Here is a 21574-nt window from a genome sequence, read left to right as displayed (position 1 = left end):
AAAGCATTACCTTCGGGGTGCCCTTACCGTCGAACTACGTCCAGAGAGCATAATGAATCTATTCGTGAATGATCGAGCTCCACTGGACCAAGCCCTGGAGTGGGCAGAAGTGGCTGGCGCTCAGATGAGTAGCAATTTGGATCCCGCAATCGTTGCTGCTACGGATTGGGTCAACCTGGGCAGAGACGTCCTTGTCGTCGGGGACGAAGGATCTGGGAAGTCGACCGTACTGGGCAAATTGGCCCAAGAGTCACGTGACCGAAACATCAATGTAGTGACTGTTTCTGGAATTAGAGTGCAGCCCGCCGCACCGCTTGCTCCTTTCCTGTCTCATGAGCTCTTTTATAGAGACCGGCCACAACGTGCGGACCTTGCCAGCATCACCCGAAGATTCAGTCAGGAACTACGGGGACTTAGCAATCTATTGCTTATTGATGATATCGATTGCCTTGACGTAGCGTCGGTGGTGTTAGTGGAACGCATCCTGGCAAATACGGACACCGTATTAATAGCCTCCAGTGGGCGAGGGCTGGGCAGGTCAGCGAACGAGACGGGTCAACCTGCATTGGCACTCTTGGGTATCAGGGCACCTGCTGAGGTCGTGATCGCGCCGTTGGGATATTGGGGGGTGGCAGGACTGATTACCGAACGCCTCGGCGGGGTACCAGATGCTGCTTTGATCGCGTCCATAGTGACCCAGTCCGCTGGAAATCCCAAAACTGCCGGCGCGCTCATTGATGCAGGTCAGTGGAGTCGGGCTCTGGCCATCCGCAACGGGCTGTGGACTGAGATTGGATCCATAGAAGACTCCCCTCACGCTGCCATTGCGCACAGTTTGACAAGCCGAATTAGCCATCCGGCATTTGAAGCGTTGGAGCTATTGTCGTGGACTGGATCCCTGCGATCCAGTGACGTGACAAAACTCGTGGACAGCGAAACGTTGCAGGAACTGAGCACTCTGGAAAGAATCGCATGGCACCGAGGTCGGACTTCCGATGACTATGTCAGCGTGTCACCTCCAGCGCTTTCTCGCGCCTTGCGTGACAGACTCACAGAGCCGCGCCGGCATACGCTCAGGACCCATGTGCAACATGTCTTCGGGGAGGAATTCGTACTTCCACCAGAGTACACAGATGACATCCTAGAGCGTCTGCGTTCCCAACAGCGCTCGGATGTCGATGGATACTGGAAATGGTCTGCAGAACTTACCGGACTGCTCAACGAGCGTGTCGCTGTCCAACAAGCATCCAAACGAGCCACTTGGCATGAAGATCCAAGTGTCGACAACGCATGCCAGTATCTGGAAACTCTTCTGGGGAGCCCGGTTGCCCAACGACTGGAAGAAATATTCCATGGAACCAAATTCGGCGAAAATGACTCCATGGATGTGTGCTCCCAGTTTAAGGTATATGAGTTTCAATGGCGCGTCTGGACAGGGCAGAGCGCCACGCAAATCGAGGATTTCCTCGCTAGGGCTCGCAAAGACATCGGGAAGCACGCCGAGATCACGGAAAAACTCTGGGTTCTCGTTTGCCTCACCAATGATGAACGGCCGCTTAGTCCTGGCCTAGTGAAAGACCTCGTATTCGGCGTTCAAGGTGACTTTCCGTTGGAATGGTCGACGCTTCTAAAAACATACCTCAAGTTAGAAATGGGCCTACCCGAGGAAGCCCTGGAAGTCATCGACGCGCAACCTGTGGATCACTCAAGAAAGCAGACTGCCCAAGCACTGGACTATATCCGCAGCGATGCCCTGATCATGCTTGGACGCCTAAATGACGCGGAACGCTGGTCTAGGCGTCATCTTGAACAGGCATACGACCAGCTGGATAGCAATGGAATCCGAATACATGCACTGGGGCTCGCGGAGGCACTATTCACCCAAGGGAAAACAGCGACAGCATGGCGGGCCATAAGCACCTCGATCAGGCTTGGAAATCCCGGCCCCTTCAACTTTAACTATTCTCGCGTCTTGGCCTTGGGCGCAGTTATTCAAGCCCAAAATGGTCAGACCGAACTCGCCCGGACTCTGCTCCGGGATCTCGAAAAATACCCAGTCCTTTTCAGGCCTGTCCTAGGAACGCTCATCAACCTGGCCAAAGCAGCGATTATGCACGCGGAGGGCGATAGCGTTGAAGCTGATGAACTGCTCTGGTCATCTGGCACGGCAGCCGTTGCGAAGGGCCACTTGGCGACGGCCTTCACCTACTGGACCGCCTATCAAGGTCGCCTAAAGCCACGTCAAGCGGCGGTTGTTCAAGAGATCTTAGACAAGACGGATGCGCCCCACTTTGAAATGATCCTAAACATACATATCGCCTGTGCAAGGGTACAAGAACTACCAATCAAAATCGCACTTGAAGCTGCAACTGTTCCAATACCACCCGGCTTGGCAGCAACGGCGATCAAAGCGATCGAAGCGTCACGTCTCGGCAGCGGAAAACTATCACTGACCTTGGACGAACGCATCGCATTATTTGGAGAAATAGCTAAAACGCTCTCTGCCGACAAGAGAGAACTGCCTATAGACAGTAGTCTCAGCGAACGAGAGCACGAAGTCGCGCTTTTAGCCCGAGCCGGGCTAAGCAACCGGGAAATAGCCACCCGCCTCTTCCTCAGCGTGCGAACCGTTGAGAATCACATGTTTCGAACTCTGCGCAAATTGGGACTCGCAAGCCGAAGCGATCTTGACACCGAGTGGCAACCGGCAGAATAGCCGTCGAGTCCAGACGAAAATTGCAACCAGCTCAGCCCACTGCCGTGAAACTAGGTAAGTCTCACGATGGTGCCGGTCCGCAATTCGCGTCATCAATGAATTTCTGACCCAATTACCATCGACCCCTGACTGAGTATTCGACTTGTTCCATACTCAATCATCTACTCATCGACAGCTGGGGGACCTCCTTCAGTGCGCGAGTACCTGGTCGGTTCCTTCGCAAACCCATGAGATCTTAGTCCGCCAGCGTAAGCGCCTCTGTCGTGGCAGTAACTACTCAATCTATGTCAATGGCATATATTGAGTAGCGGAATTCAACTTCTCAGACGTGAACACGACTATAGTTAATGGAAGTAGAAACATTTTGTGGAAACGATCATTTTTTCATAATGAAAAATTCCGCTAGTCACTGCACAATGTTCGCTACTAAAAGATGCCATCGACAGAAATTTTCTGATATTTATTTTCGATTACTAGTCGATTTCCATAGATGTCGTGTGCTAAGTCCACGACGAGCAGCTTTGCTCCGGGGCAGCACCGGCCCCAGTTCAAGAAATAGTCGGGCCCCACCGCAAGTACGTCGAGCTGTCCACTCGTCTTCTAGCTGGAAAACTAGCCAAATACTGACGGTTCGGCCAATGGAACCGACGAAACTTTCCCCTATGACAGTGCGGCAGGGCGCAGTGATGCGCTTATTGGGGCCCCGAACGCCCCACGATTGATATAGAGCAGAGCGAACTCATCCCGACACGGCGCAGACTTGTCCAAGACTACGGGCCTAACCGTGTCAAGAATCCATCGAAGAAGAGTTGAGGTGACCATAACGATTCGCCACCATCCACGAGATTCAGCGCAAATTGAATTCGCTGCAGGTCAGCCGTCAACCAGTAGGAGATTAGCTAAGTGCTGAGCCATAGCTCTCAAGAGGATCCGACGCAATGCCCCTTGGCAACCTTTTCTCAAACTGGTTCCAGTGACGAAGTTCAAGGCATCCATTTCATCCACTCGGTCGATAAAGCCGTGGCCAATGCAGGCGAAATCCTTACTTTTACAACATGGATCTTGAACGCGACTTCCAAAACCTTGGCAAATGTATGTCTGCACCCACTTTCTTTCACCAATGAGCATATGGAGGCCTTGCGCTACTCCACTGAGCCGCCTAGGGAACATCGTAACGGGCGCGTTCTTGGCCCCCATGGTGCACTAACGTACGCATTCACTTACTTGGTGGCAGAACGTGACATTCATCAATCTGGCTTTATTATCAGCGCTCTTCAAGCGAAGTTGACCGCCCCTGGACTCGGAACTCTCCGCAGTGAATGTGACGCGATCATTTCCACCACCTTGCCTAGGTTCAGTTTGGCATTTCCATCTTCTGCAGTAGAGCCAAGATCTATGACAGTATTTTTCAAGGAATCAGGCCAGCCCATCGACAACACGATGAGACGACAGTGAACAAGCAGATACAGCTTCCCTACAGTGAAGACTTTTTCACCATTGAAACGCAATCGGTGAAGCGACTCTTCAACCTACCGATTGTGCGCCTTTCCGTCCGGGGGCAGACTCTGGCGCTGCCCCCAGACACTGCGAAATTGATCGGTGAGGCCATCTTGACTGTGGTCGGCTCACTTGACGAGTCCGAACCCACCAGTCCCACACCGTGTCGTGGCCGGCGAAGCATTTAGTGCCCCTGCCAGCGTCCTATGTCAGCATTGGACTGCAGTTCGTTCAGCTTCCCGAGTGGTGAAACGAAGTAGATAAGTATTGCTAATGCTGCTGCAATCACTAAACGAGAATTGCTCGGAACGCTATTGGAATTACCAGGAACTTTGATTTCAAGGACCGTTTGAATCCCTCCCAAAATCTTTACTCCCAAGTCACGAAAGAAAACTGAAAGGCAACCTCATGGCATTCGAGCTATCCGACGAACTTGTAGAGATTGGCGCCCGTATTCTAGCCGGCCTCACGAGCGATCAGCTGTGGCCCTTCCCCTTGCCGTCCAGTGACGCACTCGGGCAGGCTCCGGACATGCGCTTCCATGAAGCAATGACCGTGGAATCCACCGCATTTCTGCTTGCAGTCGGACCGCTAATCGCCGCGGCTGGGGGGGCCCCCGGTTTTGTTGAGCCCTTGACCTAGCCGGTCCCACCCAAACTGCTATTCGACACCAGAGTGGTCCCTTATCGGAATGATATTCTCACTGGCATAGAAGTGGCCGTACCGGCTCCAGAGGGGCCAATCTTTGATGATCTGGCGGAGCCGACGGGGTGGCACCGTGACTTTACGAGGGCGGCGTTGCGGTGCGATTCGAACCCTTAGCCGCAGAAGCCTCTGGCATCGCTTCAAGGTGATCTTTTGACTCTGGAACTGATGGAACCGAGCTTGGATCCACCGATACGCAATGGAACGGCCAGCTACGGCCACCACAGCTGACTGGGTAGGACTTTGTCCACGATCAAAGACCTCCCAGAACACGGATTCAACTTCGACGTTGACTTTCAGATGGTGGCGGCCCGTAACCTCACCGACCGCCGCTTCCCATGCAGGGAGCCTGGCAGTGGTGAATCCATTGGACGGCGTTGCCTGCGCGGGACTGGTTCCTTCTTTGGGCCGCTGCAGATAACTTTCATGCACCCAGCGGTAGCCGACTTCCTTATGGATGCCGCAGGCTCGGGCGGAAGAATTGAGACTATTCCCTTGCCGGATTGAAGCAAGAAAACGGACGCCCCCTGGCGACGAAGAACGAAGACACATGTCGAATCACCTTGAAAATTGGTGTTGCTTCAATCGATAGAATCCCGCCACCCCAGCCGGGGAGTGGTCCACGCTACCCAGGCACAGGAACCATTCTTGCGGGGTGGTCATCATACGCAAGTCGATTTCCCGAATTCTGCTGCCCGTTTTGATGCCACGGACACCGGGCGCCATGCAGGCCAAAAACACGTACTTTGGTACATAATCTTGACCCAAGTTCCTTGCAGAATGAGGTAAAAACACCTATTTATTCACGTGAATAAATATTAGAATTGAGACATAGCAACAGCCGAACATAACCAATATTTAATACGAAACGCGGGAGCTGAAACCAATGATTTCTTTCACTATCTACACCAAGCCTGACTGCCCGAACTGCGAGAAAACAAAGGACTACTTCGACCGCAAGGGCATCCTGTACGGCACGGTAGACGTTACTGAGGTTCGCGAAGCGATGGTGTTCATTACCGAGGAGCTGGGCTATTCCCAGGCACCGGTGATTGTCAATGGCTCCGATCCCGAGGATCACTGGTCAGGGCTACGCCTGGACAAGCTGGTCCAGGCGAATATCAACCACCTCAAGGCTCTCGCTGCGATGTCCTTTGAAGACGAGAATGGGGACTTTGACTACGAAGTCCACCACCTGGCAACACAGTCACGAGAGATCGCCGCAAGCCACGAACCCGCCGCGATCGCCTAAGTTCCCACACCATCCTGTGTCCCCGACTTGGGGCGCAGGCACTGTGTCAAAGAAAGAGAGTGCTCTCATGGCTGGCGAAACCACCATTACTGTCATTGGAAACCTAACCTCAGACCCCGAACTCCGATTCACGCCGAGCGGTTCAGCGGTCGCGAACTTCACCATTGCCTCCACACCGAGAACCTTTGATAGTCAATCGAACGAGTGGAAAGACGGAGAAACACTGTTCCTTCGGGCATCGATCTGGCGTGAAGCGGCCGAGAACGTGGCCGAGTCCCTGACCAAGGGCACCCGCGTGATCGTTTCGGGACGGTTGAAGTCCCGGAGCTATGACACTAAGGAAGGCGAGAAGCGCACCGTGATGGAGCTTGAAGTCGATGAAATTGGCCCCTCATTGCGGTACGCCAACGCGAAGGTCAACCGCACCCAACGCTCAAGTAACCAAGGCGGACAAGCGGCACCGGCAGTATCGCCGTCCGCTGGTGGGCAGGGATATGCGGGTTACCAAGCTGCCGGGGCCGGCGCCCAAGGCGGGGGAGGGTATGCACCATCCTCGCCGGCCACCGCCAACGACCCATGGGCCATTCCTTAGGAGCCGAGCAATGGTGGGTGGGGGAGTGGCCCGGACCAGTCCGAACCACCGTTCTAACTGCCATGATTGGTGGTGGCTGCGCTCGTACGTGTAGCCACCACCACTATCTTATCGAGGAACACCCATGACTGTGAAGCCCCGCAAATCACCTAGCTTTAGCTTCCTCGTGCCAGAAGAGACGGCAGACCAGGTGCGGGCAGCGTTTCAAGCTACCGGCGCGTTGGAGGGCTATTCTTCCGTCAATGACCTTCTCGTGGCTGCGACCCTGCGTGAGTTGCGTCGCCTGCAGCGCAAGCACAACGGTGGACGGTCATGGTCCGGGCTCCCTAAGGGTGTGTTGCGGACAGGGATGCGTACCAAGGCTGAGAAGTTATCGACGGTGAAGGGCAAGGGCTGAGTATGCGTCCGCCTTTCCGTACTTCGGAGGCAAACAGAAACTCGCCGCCGAGATTGCTGCGCGCCTGCCCGAGCATTCCTATTATGTGGAGCCTTTCGCTAGTTCTCTCTCGGTATTGTTGGCGCGTGACGTTGTTCCTGTGGTGCGGGAAACGGTGAATGATAACGACAAGGCGTTGATGACGTTTTGGAAGGTGTTGCGGGAACGAACCGATGAACTCGTGTTCCAGTGCTCCCTGACCCCTCATGGTAGGGAGCAACGAGAGGGGGATGCTGTTCTGAATAAGGGGCTTGAAGCGCTATGGCGGGCTTGGGAGTTTCTACGGTTGGAAGGTGCAACTGGGATGAGCGTGTGGTGGCGTGACCACGCGGACCACCACATGTCCGTGCTGCTCTCGGCCGACGGTCCCTTCAAGAGCTGCAGCCCTGACGACGGGCACAAGGCCAAGCTGCTACCGCTGCCCTGCGAAGAACCCCCAGAGGGCCTCTTCTAACGTGCACCTCAGATTCGCTAGACGACATATATGGAAAAAAGTCACGTAGTATCGAAATCTCACAATAGATTGTCTACGTAACATATGCAATAGTTCAACCAGCATGGTATAGGGTATCGACATTGGATGAAATTTGAGAATAACTCGAGAGCGCCTCAAACTGATTGAATCACTGAAAAACTAATTTAGCTACGAATCTCATCCGTAGAATCTTGACGACGTAGAGTCATATGTCTAAATTCGAGTCCTAGAACTTAAACGCCACCAGGGGGAAATTTTGAAAAATCGAAAGATAAATTATCTAAAAAGAAAATCGATTGCTTATTCAAAATCTGTAGCAGTAATCATAAGTCTTGGACTCGCGTTCTCATCATCAACATCGGCGACAGCAGCCAGCGCCGAGTCACCAGGAATTGAATCTAAAGAGATTTCGATGGCAGCACCGCAGGTTCCAGATGGCGGAAGCGGCACCTATGATGAAAGAAATGACCGTCTTTCTGCCATGAACATGAGGATTGATGCTGGCCGAGCAGCAGGATTGGGCTGGAACGAAATCCGGTCTGATCTGGCAAGCTTTGGCCTCCAATTGCCCGCTGAGGATCCTATCCTTACATCCCAGACGATCACGGTACCTGCCCCGACTACCGCTATGCCATCATCGGCGGCTCCAACCTCAGTAAATGAGGCAAATTCCACGGCAGCTGTACCCAATTCCACAGCAGCCGACGTAGATATTTTCGTATTCTCAATTTACGATTCTGCGAGAGGAATTGATATTTTCCAAGGTCAATACAATTGGGAATGGCAGGTCAACAAATGGTACCCCGACACCTCCATCTTTTGTAGATTCGAAGCCGCCCCTTGCGCCATGGGTGGCGAAGAGGCCCTTGGGGTAGCCCTGAGTCACCCTCTTACGATTACTGCTGTTCACGGATGGCAAAGAGGAGACGTGCTCCCCAATCCGGCGGAAGTAAATCAATTTGGAGCAATTTACAAATACCAGGACCATGACTATTACGACCCTGCGGCCACATTAAATAATGGCTACGATGCAACCAGCGCTACTGTCTCAGTAGAAACTGTCCATTCCAGATGCGGGGTGCAAGCTTTTGTAAAGTATGCGCACACTTGGAGTAGTACAGGGATATCTAGCCTGGCTCTGGGCGCTTCTTCTGTGGGAGTAGGTTTCACTACAACAGGTGGTAGTTGGACCGCCGGCGCCTATTCCGCTAGTACAAACTGTTGACCTCAATGAATGAATTACAAGAATTTAATCGAATTAACTCGATTCGAAAATCAAAGACTCTTCTTTTAAAGTCAGCATCATATTTCTTAGCTTTTTTGTGTGCAATATCTTTAGCTTCTTGTACCCCACTACATGGAAATGCTCGATTCGAAGACTCTGGCTACAAAAAGGTTTCGAATGTCGGCGAAGCAAGCATTTGGGTTATTGAGGACAATAAGGATATAAAAATCTCGATTTCCACCGATAAAGAAGAACTGTGTGTCGATGTCGTTGCCCCTCCGCCCGGAACTGAGGTGTGCAATATATCTACACCAAATGGTTCCTTTTTTGCATATTCCGCACCGCGTGATGCGGTAAGCGGAACACTTAATTTCCCTAGTTTCTCAGCATCGGCGACTATAGTTGAAATTGGCTCCGATAATGGCACAAAACTGGCACTGGCATTCTCGTCCGACACGTCGGCGATGACCATGACTTCGGCGATTTACACAACTGAGTCCGGTGTTCTGCTTGATCGAATTGGTAATAAAATAATCTTAGATTAAGATTTCCGAAAATCTTTACTTTTCCGGAGTGATATGTGCAATTTAGTGAAGCCAAATGGTGTCGTTCACTTCCGCATTGCCTTGCTCTTCAGTTGGCCCGGATTTCAAGTCTTCACGCCCATCATCCCGAGAGTCCACGGGAGATCTACCTACTCACGAGAGCAGCAGTCATGTCGGCAACGGCCTGAACATGACTGCTGCTCTCGGCCTACTGTCCCTTCAAGAGCTGCAGCCCCGACAACGGGCACAAGGCCAAGCTACTACCGCTGCCCTAGGAGAAAACCCCCAGAGGGCCTGTTTTAATGCACGCATTAATCTCGCGGTTGCTAATGATGATCCATCCTGACCGGCGCACACTCAGCGAGCTTGCTGACCTTTTGAGCAAGAGAAAAAGGGCTGCAAGCTGGTGGGACCACTCCCACATCACGCGCCGCCTGGCCAGTTTTGAAGACGCCGAAGAATACAGGCGACTACCGGCGGGAAAACGGTACGTGTTACTGCAGGCTGCTCGTTTCTCGGCCCACTATTACTCCGTCGCCACACTCCCGGTGCTGGCCTTGGCTATGGCACTTCTGATACCAACCACCCTCAAACTTGCGGATTCATTGAAGATTGCCGTTGATGTGCAGCTAACTTCTACGGTTGCAATTGTCGTTACGCTGATCGTCTTCGGCATTCTTGATCTGTATGGGGCCAGCCAAAAGGCAGCTCATGCTAAAACATGGGTTTCCGCTTTCGAAGATGCGGAGAAGCACCTACCTCTTTACCCCTCTCGCCCGACTTACCCGGCTCATCCACCAAGAGCGTTAGGCACCGCGTCTGTTGACTCCGGTTTCACCGGCCCACAATAGGAATTATTGGTCGCCGCACCTGGTTATGATTCGGTCATGATAGATGCAAATTTGGCGACACTTCTGGCTGGTCTCATCGGTGCAATTGGTGGTGCTGGCGGTTCGATTGGTGCACAGATTGTCGGCAATCGGTCCTCGGCCAAGCAAGAGAAAACACGCTTGAACTTTGAAGAGGAACGCTTTGATCGAGAAACCTCTGCCCGCTCTAAGGAGCTGGTGTTTGATAGCAAGCGATTGGCCTTTGTCCACGCCTTGAAGCTGACCGGCGAGGCACTTGATTTCATTATGGACGCGCGTCGGAATCTCCAAAATCTCCTCAACGGCAAGCTATCTCAACAGGACCGGCAATACGCCAAACAATGGTTTACCAACTGGCGCACTGCACACGCAGAAGTGTTGTTGCTTGATATAGCCCTCAAACCTGAAATGGAGAACGTTCAGTTGGTTTTCCAGGCATGGATCAGCCAAATGAGTACCGTAAACAATTCAAGGGGCTTGGAACAATATTTGGAAGTCGATAGGGCTATCGAGATCCTGACTGTCTCCATGCAAGCCAGTCTCGCAGGTCCATAACGACACATGCGGTGGTCCTGGGGTTGTTCCTATAGGGCCACGACGAACCACCGAAAACGACCCATATCTTTAGTCCTGCTCCGCCTGAGGCCTCATGGCGCGGCGGATCCCTTGTAGAAAGTGTCCAGAACGTACTTCCGATACCCGGTACCCGAAGGTTGAGGAGGGGAATCGTGATGAACTCGATATTTCGCCGATGACGCTTCCCGAACGGTGCTGACGATAATCAGTACGGAAAATCTCGCGAAAAGTTACGTTGCGGCGCCTGCACGTTTGATGGCGCGGTAGACAGTGGAGCGGGCTACGCCAAAGAGTTCGGCAATCTCAACGGTCGTGTGTGTTCCTGCCTGGTGAACGGAGAACAGGTGAGCCTCCTGCGCCTTGGAGAGCTTGGGCTGCTTTCCGCGTAGGTTGCCCTTTGCTTTGGCGACAGCCATTCCCTCACGGGTTCGTGCACGGATCAGGTCTGCCTCAAATTCGGCCACCATGGCCAGAACATTGAAAAGGAGCCTGCCCACGGGATCGGTGGGGTCGTGGACGGAGCCGCCGATGCTGAGCTTGACCTCGCGACGGGTGAGTTCATCAACGATGTCCTTTGCATCGCGCAGCGACCTGGCCAGTCGGTCGAGCTTGGTTACAACGAGGGTATCCCCGCCTCGGCAGGCTGCTAGCGCTTGCCCAAGCCCAGGCCGAGCCCTGTTGGCACCGGTGAGGCCCTGGTCGGTGAAAGTTTTCTCCTGTGACACCCCGAGGACAAGCAAGGCGTTTTTTTGGGCGGTGAGGTCTTGGTCGTTGGTGGATACGCGCGCGTATCCAATCAGGAGTCCGGTCATGGTTTTGAGTGTAGCGTTTAGCCCCCCATCAACGGGCACTAAGTCGGGCACCCTATACGGGAATCTGACTGCTGCGGAACAACGCTGTTTCAAAAATTTCAGAAGTCGTCTGCACACGCCCCGGTGAGGGACCGGCTTACGGGACAACTGAAGATGCATGCCTGGAACAACCCACTCGGGGGACGGCTCAGAGGAATTGAGGCATAGATTTAAGCTTGAGTCGGTTGATTGTATAGTGGTGAAATGAGTTCTCCCGAAGCATCCAAGGTCGAGCTGCCGGTACGCCAGTAGCTCCAAACACTCCATAGCGTCCCACGCGACGCAAATTTTGGTGAACCCTCCTGTGGGTCCTTGAGCACTGATGTGCCGGTCTATTCCTGACCGCCATTCACTTCGAAGGACTCATAATGCCTTTTCTCATCTTTCTCCTCGCCGCTGCCGTTTTCTCACAAGGCACCTCCGAGTTCATGCTCGCTGGTCTGTTGCCGGACATCGCATCCGATCTCGGGATCGCCATCCCCCAGGCAGGGCTGCTGACCTCAGCTTTCGCTGTCGGAATGGTGGTTGGCGCCCCCTTGATGGCTGCCGTCAGCCGAAGCTGGCCGCCACGCCTGGCCCTCTCCAGTTTCTTGTTCGCATTCATTGCCATGCACGTTGTTGGAGCCCTCACCGAGAGTTTCAGCATTCTCCTGGCCACACGCATCATCGCCGCTTTCACGAACGCTGGGTTTCTGGCCGTGACTCTTTCCACGGTTTCGGCACTCGTTCCGGCAGATCGAACCGCCCGAGCTCTCGCGGTCATCCTTGGAGGCACGACCCTAGCATTGATCGCCGGTGTGCCGGCAGGTGCCACTGTCGGCGCTCTCTATGACTGGCGCGCTGCGCTCTGGGGCGTAGCAATCATCTCAGTGCCCGCGTTGATTGCAGTTGTTCTCGGAACCCCGGCCCGGGCAGCTAGCAATGCTGCAAACGCCGTCTCACTCATGACAGAGCTTCGCGTGTTGCGTCGGCGGGTGCTACTTGCGCCCCTGGCACTCTGTGCACTTGTGAACGCTGCAACCTTCTGCGCCTTTACTTATTTGGCACCCCTGGTCACCGATATTGCCAACCTTCAGGCTGGGTTCGTTCCCGTCGTTCTTGGCGTGTTCGGGATCGGATCGTTCATGGGCGTTTGGATGGCGGGCCGCTTCGGGGATCGCCACGGGTCACGCATACTCATCGTTGGCGGGGCAGGGTTGCTACTTGGCTGGGTAGCATTGGCGGGCCTCTCAACCATTCCGGTTGCGCTCGTTCTCTTGGTGCTGGCGCAGGGTGCACTGTCATTTGCGGTAGGAAGCACACTCATCGCTGCTTCGATCCGGGCAGCCGCTGCCGCGCCCAACATGTCTGGATCGTTCGCCACTGCTTCGCTCAACGTGGGGGCTACTGCTGGCCCAGTACTCGGCGGATTTTCCTACTCATCGGCAGCCGGTGCCACGGGGCCAGTCCTCGTCAGTGCAGGGCTCATACTGGTGGCAGCCATCGGATACATAGTCCTATGCATGGCGAAAGCAAAAATTTGAACATAGAATCAGCCGCATCTTGAACCGACAGCGATACGTCCAGTCGGTAGATCACAGAAGATGCATGCGGTTAAAATTTCGCTTTCAAGCATCGCCCGCAGAGGGTTCCGGTTACGGGCTGGGAAGCTGGCTATGGGATATGACAATCAGTTCGAGGCTTTGTGCGGAACAACAACAACCTGCACCTCATCTTCGTAGATGACCTGGCCGGGGTCATCATTGACGAGTCTCACAACCTGCACGTCATGTCTGATGAGCATTTCCAAGTACGGTTCGATGCGTTCAAGTAAATGCTTTGCAGTGTCCTTGAACCAAGCCGCCGCCTGCGGGTTCACCTGAGGATCATAAACACCGGGATTCGACTTAGATGGATCAGGGTAGGCCAGATTGAACCAGTCATTTCCAGCCCTCCACGCAGCCCGTTCTGTGTCGCTGAGCTTTCCTTCAAGGGCGAGCCCATTGGCAAGCCCAAACACTCCGGTGTGAATCCCCCGGCGGTTGGGAACGCGCGCTTGGTACCTAACAAACACCTGTTACCTCTGTTTTTCATACTCGACTACGTTGGGCACTCTCAGTCAATCAGTTTCATGATTCGAAGCACTGCAGTGGAGCACAACTGCTGACCCAGTTTCAGTTAAGAGCAACAACCTGGCCTCGCCGTCCCAGTGAGCGTTCCCCCTGCGGTCTTGGTATTTGCCCTCGGTGAGTTTTGCGGCAGAACCTGAAACCAGCACCGTGGTCTCTCATCAACCCGCGGTGTTCACCTTCTTGGCGGCAGTCTCGGCGATGCGGCCGCTGATGAGCGTTCCAACGGCAATGACAACAATGCCCGCCAGGGCCGCTGGCTGGCCAAGACGGACCAGGAATTCCGGCCACCCCAGCGCCAGGCAGAGCCCAAACGCCGAGACCACAAGGCCGAGAGGAACAGTAACGCGGGCCGCCGCGGCATGGCCCCTTCTCCACGCCTCGGGACTTAGTTTGGTGGACGGGGTACGAATCCCGATCAGTCCGTTTGGTTTGAGAACGCCAGTGGCAGCCAGAAACGTCATCAGGGCGACGAGAAGGCCTACAGCAACAAGTATCCAAGCAGTGTTCATGATGGTTTTCCCTTGTGTGGTGGTTTGTGGTTCAGTCCGGGTCGGGTGTGAAAATATCCTCGATCGTGCAATCAAACAGGGCGGCGATCCTGAAAGCCAGCGGCAGGCTCGGTGAAAAATGTCCGCGTTCAATGGAAACGATGGTCTGCCGGGAAACGCCCAAGGCGGAAGCCAATGAGGCTTGGGACAGGGCTTTGTCGGCGCGGAGCTGTGGCAGCCGGTTCCGCATCAGAAGCCCTTGCGGCGAAGTGCCAGTAGCCGAAGTGCGCAGTCGCCGAGTGCCGTCAGGAGTAGCGCCACGAGGATGATTCTCATATCGATGGTGCGTAGGACCGAGAAGCTTCCCACTGTCACCAGTGCGAGCACGATGAGGATGTCGGCAAAGGCCGCGGAGGCCGCTTCCCGGAGGCGGTGCCATTCCAGGGATTCCGGATGGTGGGTGGGGCCCGTAGCTTCCGGCGTGCGGGAAAATGCGAGGCGAATCCCGTGGACGAGGAGTACGGCCAGCGCGGTCAGTGCACCGGTGATGGCACCGGCAGTCGCACCGGACCAGCCCGGTTCCTGGTTGGTGATGAGGCCCAACGCGCCGCAAACGGACGTGACGACAATGATCAGGACCAGGAATCCTGAGGTTAGGACAATGCGCTGTGTACCCATGATTGATAGTAAAGGTAACTTGTCTGTAAAGGCAACTTGTCACCACTTTATAGTTATCGTTTGCCGAAGCCTCCAGTCAATCGCGCTTGGTGTCCCAGTGAGGGTTCCCTCGTGCGACGTCATAAACGGTCCTGATATGCCAGCGCGTCACGGAATTTATTCGATCGTTTGCCATGGCTTCGACGACTTTTCACTCGCCTCATCGAGCCAAGACGATCATGGCGGGCTTCTGCACTGGATGAAAAAGTCAGAGACTCATTGGATGGTTCGGTGACGATTTCGTTGCGAAGTCAATACTGTCCTCTAGCGCAAGGGCGCTAATGACGCGCTGCACTGGCTCCACCTTTAGGAGGTGCCAGGAAAGCTCGATCGTAAAGGACTCAATACCCGGGACAGGAACTGGATACTTTAACAGCTGCAAACCGCGCCACACCTTATCCTCAGGTCCACCACTCCATGATCCAGAAGTATGGGGACCGGCATGATGCTCGGGAAAGACGTCGGTATCGTCAAAGTCTTCGAGGCTACCTTTCAAACGCCACCTGCATCGCACCGTCAATGCATCAGGATCTGGAGTTCTAAACGGCATATTGAAGGGCCTACCAGCACTAAGGGCCTCGCCTTGGTTCCTCCAGTCCTCACCGCTGCTAGCAACGACTACTTCCACTTGGAAGCTAATCTCATCAAGCGTTGCAGCCACACCCCTTAAGACAATCCTCACATGATCCTCATCGACAAGGATAGGATCGGAAACCCCCACTGGGTATGGAATGCTAAATCTTTCTACGAAAAGAGCGTTCAAAGCAACTTCCCCTCTGCATCATCTGAAGTGAGAGCCCCAGCCGAAGGCGAGTCCACTAAACCAGACTCTACAGGCACCATCTCACCGCCCAGTGGCCAACCCCACGACGGAACACAGCCACCACCTAACATCGGCAGAGAAGCAATCTGATAGATCTGCAGTGTCCCGCAGACCGTTCCCATAACGAGAATGCTAGCCACGGTCCGGGAAGTCCCCCTCGTAGTCGTTCCACATGCCAGCCAGAGCCTGCATCGCCCACAGCTGCATCTCCACTGAGGCATTCTTACCCTCGAAGTCCATGACGATGTAGTTGACGACGAACCCGTCTTTCACTGAAGATCCATACTCGTCAGCACGCTTTCGGGTATCAAACCGGAAATAGTCTGCTTCTGCAGTGCTGTACGCCTCAACGCAATTACGCGGGGATACACACGCCGTGTCTGTTATGCCTTCCGCCTGTGTCGTGACATCGGGAGCGTCGTACTCGGCGTTCACGACGTCGTGCAGAGTGAGGTCCACCTGTGGATCGAACAGGGAGCACCCGGAGAGACTTGGTGCGGCAAATAGAAGCAAGATGGCAGTGACAGCAACCGAGCGTGAATTCATTCTTCAACTCTGTCAGTCGATGAGGAACTAAGCGCCCCACCCAGGGATGATTTGGCAAACCTCCATGACCGGTGAAGGTTCCCTCTGTCGGGCACCCGTCCGCACACCTCTAACGTCTCGGAGCAACAGGTGCTCTGCCGATCGGCGCCGGATCATTGGGTCAATCGTGAACGATCGCTGCATCGAACCAAATGTCCTCGTAGCCAGGCGCAAGCAGAAACCGCGAACCCGGCGGCAGCGCCAGGTAGTCAATGACTTGCGGGCACCACTTTGCCAAGTGGGAGACATGCAAGGAAACAAAGAAATCACTGTCCTCCGACAGGTCCTCCCCTGCCCAGATATACCAGCCCGTCGTATCACCCACCGGAGCATGCCGCAGGCCATTGATCGGCGCCACGCCGTCTTCCACATTCCGGGAAATTCCGACTTTCAAGTGCACAGGACTAGCCAAGGGTTCTGCACCGACACGACGACAAACTTCGAGCTGCTGGTTGGATATGCCGTTCATCTAATCCCCAAGTTTCGATACAAATACTCGTTTACATTCCTAAGGTTGCCATGTTGATCTCGAACAGAGGCAGGCTCGGTCCGATTCCGCGCAGGAAAGCAGGGCCAGAATGCCATTCGACCACCTAGACCGTTGGACTTGGCCGGCATTGACCCATGCCAAATTGGACGGGATTGGCACTCCAACATGGGACTGTCCCACAGGCCGTTCGTTTTTCGGCGACTGACGAGTGCATGCGCTGCACGCCATGGCTGGGTGTACTGGATTCATTCGAGCCGTGACGCTCATGTCGCAGGGCAGGTGGGCTTAGGTGTTAGCGATTCGCCATTCGGCCCCTGTCATCAAGGGCAGGTATCCCAGGCACTGGTATCTTCTTCGATGAGCAGCCCCTCGGAGGTGTAGAAATCGGCGTTATTTCGATCTACGCCAAGGGCTCGACAATAGTCGTTCAAACGGCTCAGTGGGAATCTTTCTCTAATTTTCTTTGCAGTGTAACTCTCAAGATTCTCGAACGGTAAGGGATCGCCACCGACATCCCACTGCCATCGGGACTGGTAGCTGGCTTGGATGGAACGGAGGGCGTCTTTCCCTGACTTGATCCATAGCGAGGTGTCCCCATAGCTGACGATTTCCTTGTTGCTGGTGATATGACGATCATGAGAACTTCGGAAATGCAGGCAATTCAGCCGGTGTCCGACGACAGTGGCTGTCCCAACATCTCCGTCTTGGCTAAAAACGGCCGTCCACTGATCAGCAGCCGTAGCCACCAACAAGTGTCTCAGCCATCCACTGGCCCCCGTTTCAAAACGGCCGAACATAGTCGGGAGCGGCTCGTCCAAGTGTGTATAGGTGCGGTTCCCGAGCACGTCCAGCCATTCCCTAGTAGCCGTAGCGACTCGGTCGAATGAGGCATTGATGAACCAGATGGGTTCCGTGAACGGCAGGTACGCGCCACCGTAAAGCGATTCCGAGTCGCTAGATTTCGGATCCGATGGTCCAGGGCCTTCGATCTCCGTCAACAGCTCGAAGAGCGCATCGGCCGGCTCTCCGTCCGGAAGTGCTTCAGCCAAAGTCCTAAGTTCCGGCAGCCATTCCGGGGGCGGTCCAATCCAACGTAAGACACCTGCAGCGTCAGCGAGAACATCGTCGTCAGGACCAATGAGCGCACCTTTGATCCAGTCCACCGAAGCTGGGCCGCCGGCCACCAGCCCCCAGCAGGCATACGCGCGTTGGGCGAAATCATTGTTCCGCAACGCTTCTTGATGAAGGCGGATATATCCCTCAACATCATCAGTGAACGTTTTTAGATCAGGGACACCCCGTCTATCCGTTCCAGAAACATCCTGAGGCAATCGAAGCCCCTGAGCGAAGGTCGGCACTGAATTCATAGCCACAGTATGTCACTCCCGGAAACCCGACCCTTGCATTCATCCAACAGGGTTAAGTCAACCCTGTTGATGGACGTAAACGAACGTCCCGCAGAGGGTTCGGCTTGCGGGTAGGCTGCAACCGGCGCGGAAGCCGCCTACCCGGTGCGTATCGATTCGCGAAACTGTGACTCACTGGTGCCGTTGAGTGCTTCTTCGACGGCTTCAGCGAAGAGTCGAATGTGTGGGCTTTCGTGATCGACCCGCCACACGAGCCCTAATGCAGAACTGGGCAAGCCATTCACCGGCACGAACCGTACATCAGAGCGTTGATTGTATGCTGCCGTCGCGGCGCACAAGATGAGGCCACTTCGGCTGGACGCAACCTGGGACAGGCCTTCCTGAACCGTATTTGCCCCGCCTCGCGTTGGAATCCTGATTCCTCCCGGGGTCACTTTTGGCGAGTGTACCTTTCGCCAGTACTGAGGCGCAGGACCGGTGATAGGCACAAGGCTGACCTGTGCCAAATCTTCAGCAGTGACCTTTTCCAACTTCCCAAAGGGGTGGTCAACAGAAACAGCCAATGTCTGGGTCTGTTGAGAGAAAACGAGCCCTACCACCAGTTCGGGTTCTTCGACAGGGAGCAGAACCACCGCCGCATCGACACGACCAGCCAGCACATCACTGAACGGATCACCCAGTGGCAGCTCCTTTATATGAACCAGGGCCCGGGGATGTTGCGACTCGAACTGGGAGATTGCCTTCGCAATCGAATCGTATATTGCGCCCTGGAACCCCACCCGTATCGGAGTCGGTAGATTCCGTGCCCGCATTCGTGTTTCCTCCACCACTCCGGCCAATGCGCGATAGGTAGGAGCCAAGGCGGCCAGAAACTCAGCCCCGAATTCGGTGAGTTGCACCCGGCGACTGGTACGTGCCACCAGAGGCGCACCGATGCGACGCTCCAAGGCGCTGGTCAGCTGGCTCACCCGGCTCTGCGAAATGAACATCCGCTCCGCAGTACGGCCAAAATGCAGTTCCTCAGAGAGAACAAGAAAGCATTCGATCTCACGCATGGGAAGCTCCGACACGTCTCAGTCCACCCTTCTCATCAACTATCGATCAAACCAAATATACCTCATCGATTAATCTGCCTAATAGGTCCATGATCGATTCGCCGTTGATCCGACCCGCTTCGCACGTTTTGCTAGGAGTATGTCTAATTCCACTTCCGTGCCAGAATCACCGCCGCTCAGTTCAATGCACGCCCGCTCGTCAACGCCGTCCGAGCAGCACAGCGAAAACCGGTGGGGCGCGGTTCTCCTCGTGGCACTGGCTACGTTCATCGTCGTTGCCGCCGAGATGATGCCCGTGGGTCTCCTGACACCTATCGGAGTCACACTGGCGCAAAGTGAAGGAACAATCGGGCTTTCGCTGACGATCACCGGTTTGGTGGCGGCTGCTACCGCCCCCTTTGTCCCAGTCCTCACCAGCCGCATCGACAGACGAACGACACTCGTTGTCCTGATGTTCCTCGTTGCTGTTGCGAATTCCCTGACAGCGGTTTCACCGAATTTCGCCGTCATGGCTGCCGCACGCATTCTCCTCGGAATGAGCATGGGCGGGGTCTGGGCTCTCGCAGCCAGCTTGGCCCCCAAGCTGGTCAAGCCTCGATCCGTCGGGCTGGGGACCACCATCATCTTTAGCGGAATCGCCGTAGCCTCAGTTCTCGGTGTACCTGCCGGCGCCTACATTGGCGCCGCTTTTGGATGGAACGCCGCCTTCTGGGTTCTCGCCGCAGCCGCGACCATGATCACTCTGGCAATGATCGTCGTTTTACCGAAAATGCCCCCTGGCGCCGGCGTTCCACTGAGCAGTCTCTCGGCAGCTTACCGGAATCCAGGAGTACGCGTCGGTCTTGCGATCACCGCGTTCATCGTCACGGCTCACTTTGCCGCCTACACCTATGTTCGTCCGGCGTTGGAATCCTTCGCCGGCCTGAACGCGTCCCTCATTGGCACGATGCTCTTGATCTACGGCATTCTCGGTATCATCGGAAATTTCATTGCCGGGCCAACAGCAGCCAAGACCCCAAAGGCTGTGGTCACCATCCTTAGCCTGGGAATCGCTGCTACGCTCGCACTTTTCCCATCCCTGGCAACCAGCACAATCGCAGCCGCCCTGCTCATGGCTGCCTGGGGATTGTTCTACGGAGGCATATCGGTCAGCACTCAAGCCTGGACTGCCCAAGCAGAACCCGCACACCGGGAAGCCGTCGCCGCACTCTGGGTCAGCATCTTCAACGCCAGCATCGCCCTAGGCTCATTCACTGGCGGACAAATCTACGACGGTGCCGGCCCCAACATCGTCTTCTGGATCACCGCGGGAACCGCCACACTCGCGTTTCTCCTTGCGATCTATCCGAAAGTGGGGCCCGGCAAGTAGCGCCACGAACTCCACAACACTGAGGCCCGCCACTCAACACTTCAACGCCCGGCCCACCTGCCGACAACTCATTCACCGAACCCACTGCCTCACAGAGGGTTCCCCATCGGGCAGATGCGGACGTACACACTTCATTGGAAAATGACTCTCGGCGTATAAGTATGGACAATGGCACCATGCGCCTCTATCTGTCTTCATACCAGCTTGGTGACCGTCCCGAAACTTTCACGAGCCTGGTTCGGGGTAAAAGGAACGGGTGGATCATCATGAACGCTCTTGATGGTGCTGACCCTGAGACGCGGCGAGTAGAAACTGAACGCCAGCTCACGAATCTCGCGGGCATTGGACTCACTGCACATGAGCTCGACCTGCGGTTGTACGATGCCGAGAGTCTTTCCGTGAAGTTTGGTCAACCGGACTTTGTCTGGGTCCGGGGCGGCAACGTCTTCACGCTCCGGGCTGCGATGGCCCGATCAGGAGCCGACGCGATCATTGTGGATCACCTCAGGGCCGATTCCTTGGTCTACGCCGGTTTCAGTGCTGGGGGTTGCGTCCTCGCCCCGAGCCTGTTGGGTCTCGAAGAGTGCGATTCAACGGACGATGCTTTGCTCCAATATGGAGCAGTCAAGTACGACGGCCTCAATATTCTCGACCGCCCCTTTGTGCCGCATCTCGGAACCTCGGATCACCCGGAACGCGAGATCCTGACTCAGGTGGCTGCCGCTTACGCTCAAGATGGCAAACAGTACTGGGCGCTTCGAGACGGCCAGGCGTTGGTGGTTGATGGCAGCAGCGTTGCGCTGCAATGAGTGAACACTGGATTGAGTGTT

23 protein-coding genes and 2 pseudogenes are annotated in these 21574 nt (G+C 55.1%); 15 read left to right on the top strand and 10 right to left on the bottom strand.

Features of this window, described 5'->3' with window-relative positions:
* Positions 1-64 precede the first annotated feature (64 nt).
* The 12 genes and pseudogenes from BLV41_RS20745 (at position 65) to BLV41_RS20690 (ending at position 10867) form a co-directional block, all read left to right on the top strand.
* Positions 65-2716 (top strand): LuxR C-terminal-related transcriptional regulator, encoded by a 2652-nt coding sequence (locus BLV41_RS20745; protein WP_170835547.1) that lies wholly within the window; start codon positions 65-67, stop codon positions 2714-2716.
* Positions 2717-3619: 903 nt separating this feature from the next.
* A complete protein-coding gene (locus BLV41_RS21880; protein ID WP_139244536.1) occupies positions 3620-4171 on the top strand; it encodes a hypothetical protein in 552 nt (183 codons plus the stop codon).
* A gap of 450 nt (positions 4172-4621) precedes the next feature.
* The gene (locus tag BLV41_RS20735; RefSeq protein WP_074713720.1) at positions 4622-4855 is read left to right on the top strand and encodes a hypothetical protein; all 234 of its coding nucleotides are present in this window, start codon (positions 4622-4624) and stop codon (positions 4853-4855) included.
* Between the two features lie 949 nt (positions 4856-5804).
* Positions 5805-6170, top strand: coding sequence for a glutaredoxin family protein (locus BLV41_RS20720; RefSeq protein WP_074713714.1), 366 nt, complete (start codon positions 5805-5807; stop codon positions 6168-6170).
* 67 nt (positions 6171-6237) lie between these two features.
* Complete coding sequence (locus BLV41_RS20715; RefSeq protein ID WP_074713712.1) at positions 6238-6762, top strand: single-stranded DNA-binding protein; 525 nt, start codon at positions 6238-6240, stop codon at positions 6760-6762.
* Positions 6763-6886: 124 nt separating this feature from the next.
* Positions 6887-7159 (top strand): ParB family protein, encoded by a 273-nt coding sequence (locus BLV41_RS20710; protein WP_074713711.1) that lies wholly within the window; start codon positions 6887-6889, stop codon positions 7157-7159.
* Between the two features lie 31 nt (positions 7160-7190).
* A pseudogene (locus tag BLV41_RS22965) lies at positions 7191-7403 on the top strand (DNA adenine methylase); the annotation flags it as partial.
* 45 nt (positions 7404-7448) lie between these two features.
* A pseudogene (locus tag BLV41_RS22710) lies at positions 7449-7652 on the top strand (DUF4913 domain-containing protein); the annotation flags it as partial.
* A 277-nt stretch (positions 7653-7929) separates the two neighbouring features.
* Positions 7930-8898, top strand: coding sequence for a hypothetical protein (locus tag BLV41_RS21870; protein ID WP_139244535.1), 969 nt, complete (start codon positions 7930-7932; stop codon positions 8896-8898).
* Between the two features lie 5 nt (positions 8899-8903).
* Complete coding sequence (locus tag BLV41_RS21865) at positions 8904-9443, top strand: hypothetical protein (RefSeq protein WP_139244534.1); 540 nt, start codon at positions 8904-8906, stop codon at positions 9441-9443.
* 329 nt (positions 9444-9772) lie between these two features.
* Entirely contained in the window at positions 9773-10294 is a 522-nt protein-coding gene (locus BLV41_RS20695; RefSeq protein WP_170835546.1) for a hypothetical protein, read from the top strand.
* A 36-nt stretch (positions 10295-10330) separates the two neighbouring features.
* On the top strand, positions 10331-10867 hold the full coding sequence (locus tag BLV41_RS20690) for a hypothetical protein (RefSeq protein WP_139244533.1): 537 nt from the start codon (positions 10331-10333) through the stop codon (positions 10865-10867).
* A 251-nt stretch (positions 10868-11118) separates the two neighbouring features.
* Here BLV41_RS20690 and BLV41_RS20685 read toward each other — a convergent pair whose 3' ends face one another.
* Positions 11119-11700 carry a recombinase family protein gene (locus BLV41_RS20685; protein ID WP_074713706.1) on the bottom strand — a complete coding sequence of 194 codons (582 nt, stop codon included), beginning with the start codon at positions 11698-11700 and terminating at the stop codon, positions 11119-11121.
* A gap of 407 nt (positions 11701-12107) precedes the next feature.
* On the opposite strand from BLV41_RS20685, the gene BLV41_RS20680 reads away from it, so the two are divergent.
* Positions 12108-13262 (top strand): Cmx/CmrA family chloramphenicol efflux MFS transporter, encoded by a 1155-nt coding sequence (locus BLV41_RS20680; RefSeq protein WP_074713704.1) that lies wholly within the window; start codon positions 12108-12110, stop codon positions 13260-13262.
* 146 nt (positions 13263-13408) lie between these two features.
* Here BLV41_RS20680 and BLV41_RS22705 read toward each other — a convergent pair whose 3' ends face one another.
* The 9 genes from BLV41_RS22705 to BLV41_RS20635 form a co-directional block, all read right to left on the bottom strand.
* Positions 13409-13597 carry a hypothetical protein gene (locus BLV41_RS22705; protein ID WP_244517056.1) on the bottom strand — a complete coding sequence of 63 codons (189 nt, stop codon included), beginning with the start codon at positions 13595-13597 and terminating at the stop codon, positions 13409-13411.
* A 411-nt stretch (positions 13598-14008) separates the two neighbouring features.
* A complete protein-coding gene (locus BLV41_RS20670; RefSeq protein WP_074713700.1) occupies positions 14009-14359 on the bottom strand; it encodes an SdpI family protein in 351 nt (116 codons plus the stop codon).
* 31 nt (positions 14360-14390) lie between these two features.
* A complete protein-coding gene (locus BLV41_RS20665) occupies positions 14391-14588 on the bottom strand; it encodes a helix-turn-helix transcriptional regulator (RefSeq protein ID WP_074713698.1) in 198 nt (65 codons plus the stop codon).
* Complete coding sequence (locus BLV41_RS20660; protein ID WP_074713696.1) at positions 14588-15016, bottom strand: hypothetical protein; 429 nt, start codon at positions 15014-15016, stop codon at positions 14588-14590. The genes BLV41_RS20665 and BLV41_RS20660 overlap by 1 nt, the downstream gene beginning before the upstream one ends.
* Positions 15017-15263: 247 nt before the next feature.
* Complete coding sequence (locus tag BLV41_RS20655) at positions 15264-15818, bottom strand: hypothetical protein (protein ID WP_139244532.1); 555 nt, start codon at positions 15816-15818, stop codon at positions 15264-15266.
* 192 nt (positions 15819-16010) lie between these two features.
* Complete coding sequence (locus BLV41_RS20650) at positions 16011-16424, bottom strand: hypothetical protein (protein WP_074713693.1); 414 nt, start codon at positions 16422-16424, stop codon at positions 16011-16013.
* Positions 16425-16584: 160 nt separating this feature from the next.
* The gene (locus BLV41_RS20645) at positions 16585-16932 is read right to left on the bottom strand and encodes an immunity protein Imm33 domain-containing protein (protein WP_074713691.1); all 348 of its coding nucleotides are present in this window, start codon (positions 16930-16932) and stop codon (positions 16585-16587) included.
* Between the two features lie 341 nt (positions 16933-17273).
* Complete coding sequence (locus tag BLV41_RS20640) at positions 17274-18320, bottom strand: HEAT repeat domain-containing protein (RefSeq protein ID WP_139244531.1); 1047 nt, start codon at positions 18318-18320, stop codon at positions 17274-17276.
* Positions 18321-18457: 137 nt separating this feature from the next.
* On the bottom strand, positions 18458-19375 hold the full coding sequence (locus tag BLV41_RS20635) for a LysR family transcriptional regulator (protein ID WP_074713688.1): 918 nt from the start codon (positions 19373-19375) through the stop codon (positions 18458-18460).
* Between the two features lie 139 nt (positions 19376-19514).
* On the opposite strand from BLV41_RS20635, the gene BLV41_RS20630 reads away from it, so the two are divergent.
* On the top strand, positions 19515-20744 hold the full coding sequence (locus tag BLV41_RS20630) for an MFS transporter (RefSeq protein WP_074713687.1): 1230 nt from the start codon (positions 19515-19517) through the stop codon (positions 20742-20744).
* Positions 20745-21010: 266 nt separating this feature from the next.
* Positions 21011-21553: a Type 1 glutamine amidotransferase-like domain-containing protein gene (locus BLV41_RS20625; protein WP_170835545.1), complete on the top strand. Its 543-nt coding sequence runs from the start codon at positions 21011-21013 to the stop codon at positions 21551-21553.
* Positions 21554-21574: the final 21 nt, after the last annotated feature.

This window comes from Arthrobacter alpinus (assembly GCF_900105965.1).
In the GTDB taxonomy this organism is placed as follows: Bacteria; Actinomycetota; Actinomycetes; order Actinomycetales; family Micrococcaceae; genus Specibacter; species Specibacter alpinus.
This window is presented reverse-complemented; position numbering and strand designations above follow the sequence as displayed.

Coding starts and splice junctions, on each gene's coding strand:
- BLV41_RS20735 (WP_074713720.1), top strand. CDS start 4,622: ATGGCATTCGAGCTATCCGACGAACTTGTAGAGATTGGCGCCCGTATT.
- BLV41_RS20720 (WP_074713714.1), top strand. CDS start 5,805: ATGATTTCTTTCACTATCTACACCAAGCCTGACTGCCCGAACTGCGAG.
- BLV41_RS20715 (WP_074713712.1), top strand. CDS start 6,238: ATGGCTGGCGAAACCACCATTACTGTCATTGGAAACCTAACCTCAGAC.
- BLV41_RS20710 (WP_074713711.1), top strand. CDS start 6,887: ATGACTGTGAAGCCCCGCAAATCACCTAGCTTTAGCTTCCTCGTGCCA.
- BLV41_RS21865 (WP_139244534.1), top strand. CDS start 8,904: ATGAATGAATTACAAGAATTTAATCGAATTAACTCGATTCGAAAATCA.
- BLV41_RS20695 (WP_170835546.1), top strand. CDS start 9,773: ATGATGATCCATCCTGACCGGCGCACACTCAGCGAGCTTGCTGACCTT.
- BLV41_RS20690 (WP_139244533.1), top strand. CDS start 10,331: ATGATAGATGCAAATTTGGCGACACTTCTGGCTGGTCTCATCGGTGCA.
- BLV41_RS20685 (WP_074713706.1), bottom strand. CDS start 11,700: ATGACCGGACTCCTGATTGGATACGCGCGCGTATCCACCAACGACCAA.
- BLV41_RS20680 (WP_074713704.1), top strand. CDS start 12,108: ATGCCTTTTCTCATCTTTCTCCTCGCCGCTGCCGTTTTCTCACAAGGC.
- BLV41_RS20670 (WP_074713700.1), bottom strand. CDS start 14,359: ATGAACACTGCTTGGATACTTGTTGCTGTAGGCCTTCTCGTCGCCCTG.
- BLV41_RS20665 (WP_074713698.1), bottom strand. CDS start 14,588: ATGCGGAACCGGCTGCCACAGCTCCGCGCCGACAAAGCCCTGTCCCAA.
- BLV41_RS20660 (WP_074713696.1), bottom strand. CDS start 15,016: ATGGGTACACAGCGCATTGTCCTAACCTCAGGATTCCTGGTCCTGATC.
- BLV41_RS20650 (WP_074713693.1), bottom strand. CDS start 16,424: ATGAATTCACGCTCGGTTGCTGTCACTGCCATCTTGCTTCTATTTGCC.
- BLV41_RS20645 (WP_074713691.1), bottom strand. CDS start 16,932: ATGAACGGCATATCCAACCAGCAGCTCGAAGTTTGTCGTCGTGTCGGT.
- BLV41_RS20640 (WP_139244531.1), bottom strand. CDS start 18,320: ATGAATTCAGTGCCGACCTTCGCTCAGGGGCTTCGATTGCCTCAGGAT.
- BLV41_RS20635 (WP_074713688.1), bottom strand. CDS start 19,375: ATGCGTGAGATCGAATGCTTTCTTGTTCTCTCTGAGGAACTGCATTTT.
- BLV41_RS20630 (WP_074713687.1), top strand. CDS start 19,515: ATGTCTAATTCCACTTCCGTGCCAGAATCACCGCCGCTCAGTTCAATG.
- BLV41_RS20625 (WP_170835545.1), top strand. CDS start 21,011: ATGAACGCTCTTGATGGTGCTGACCCTGAGACGCGGCGAGTAGAAACT.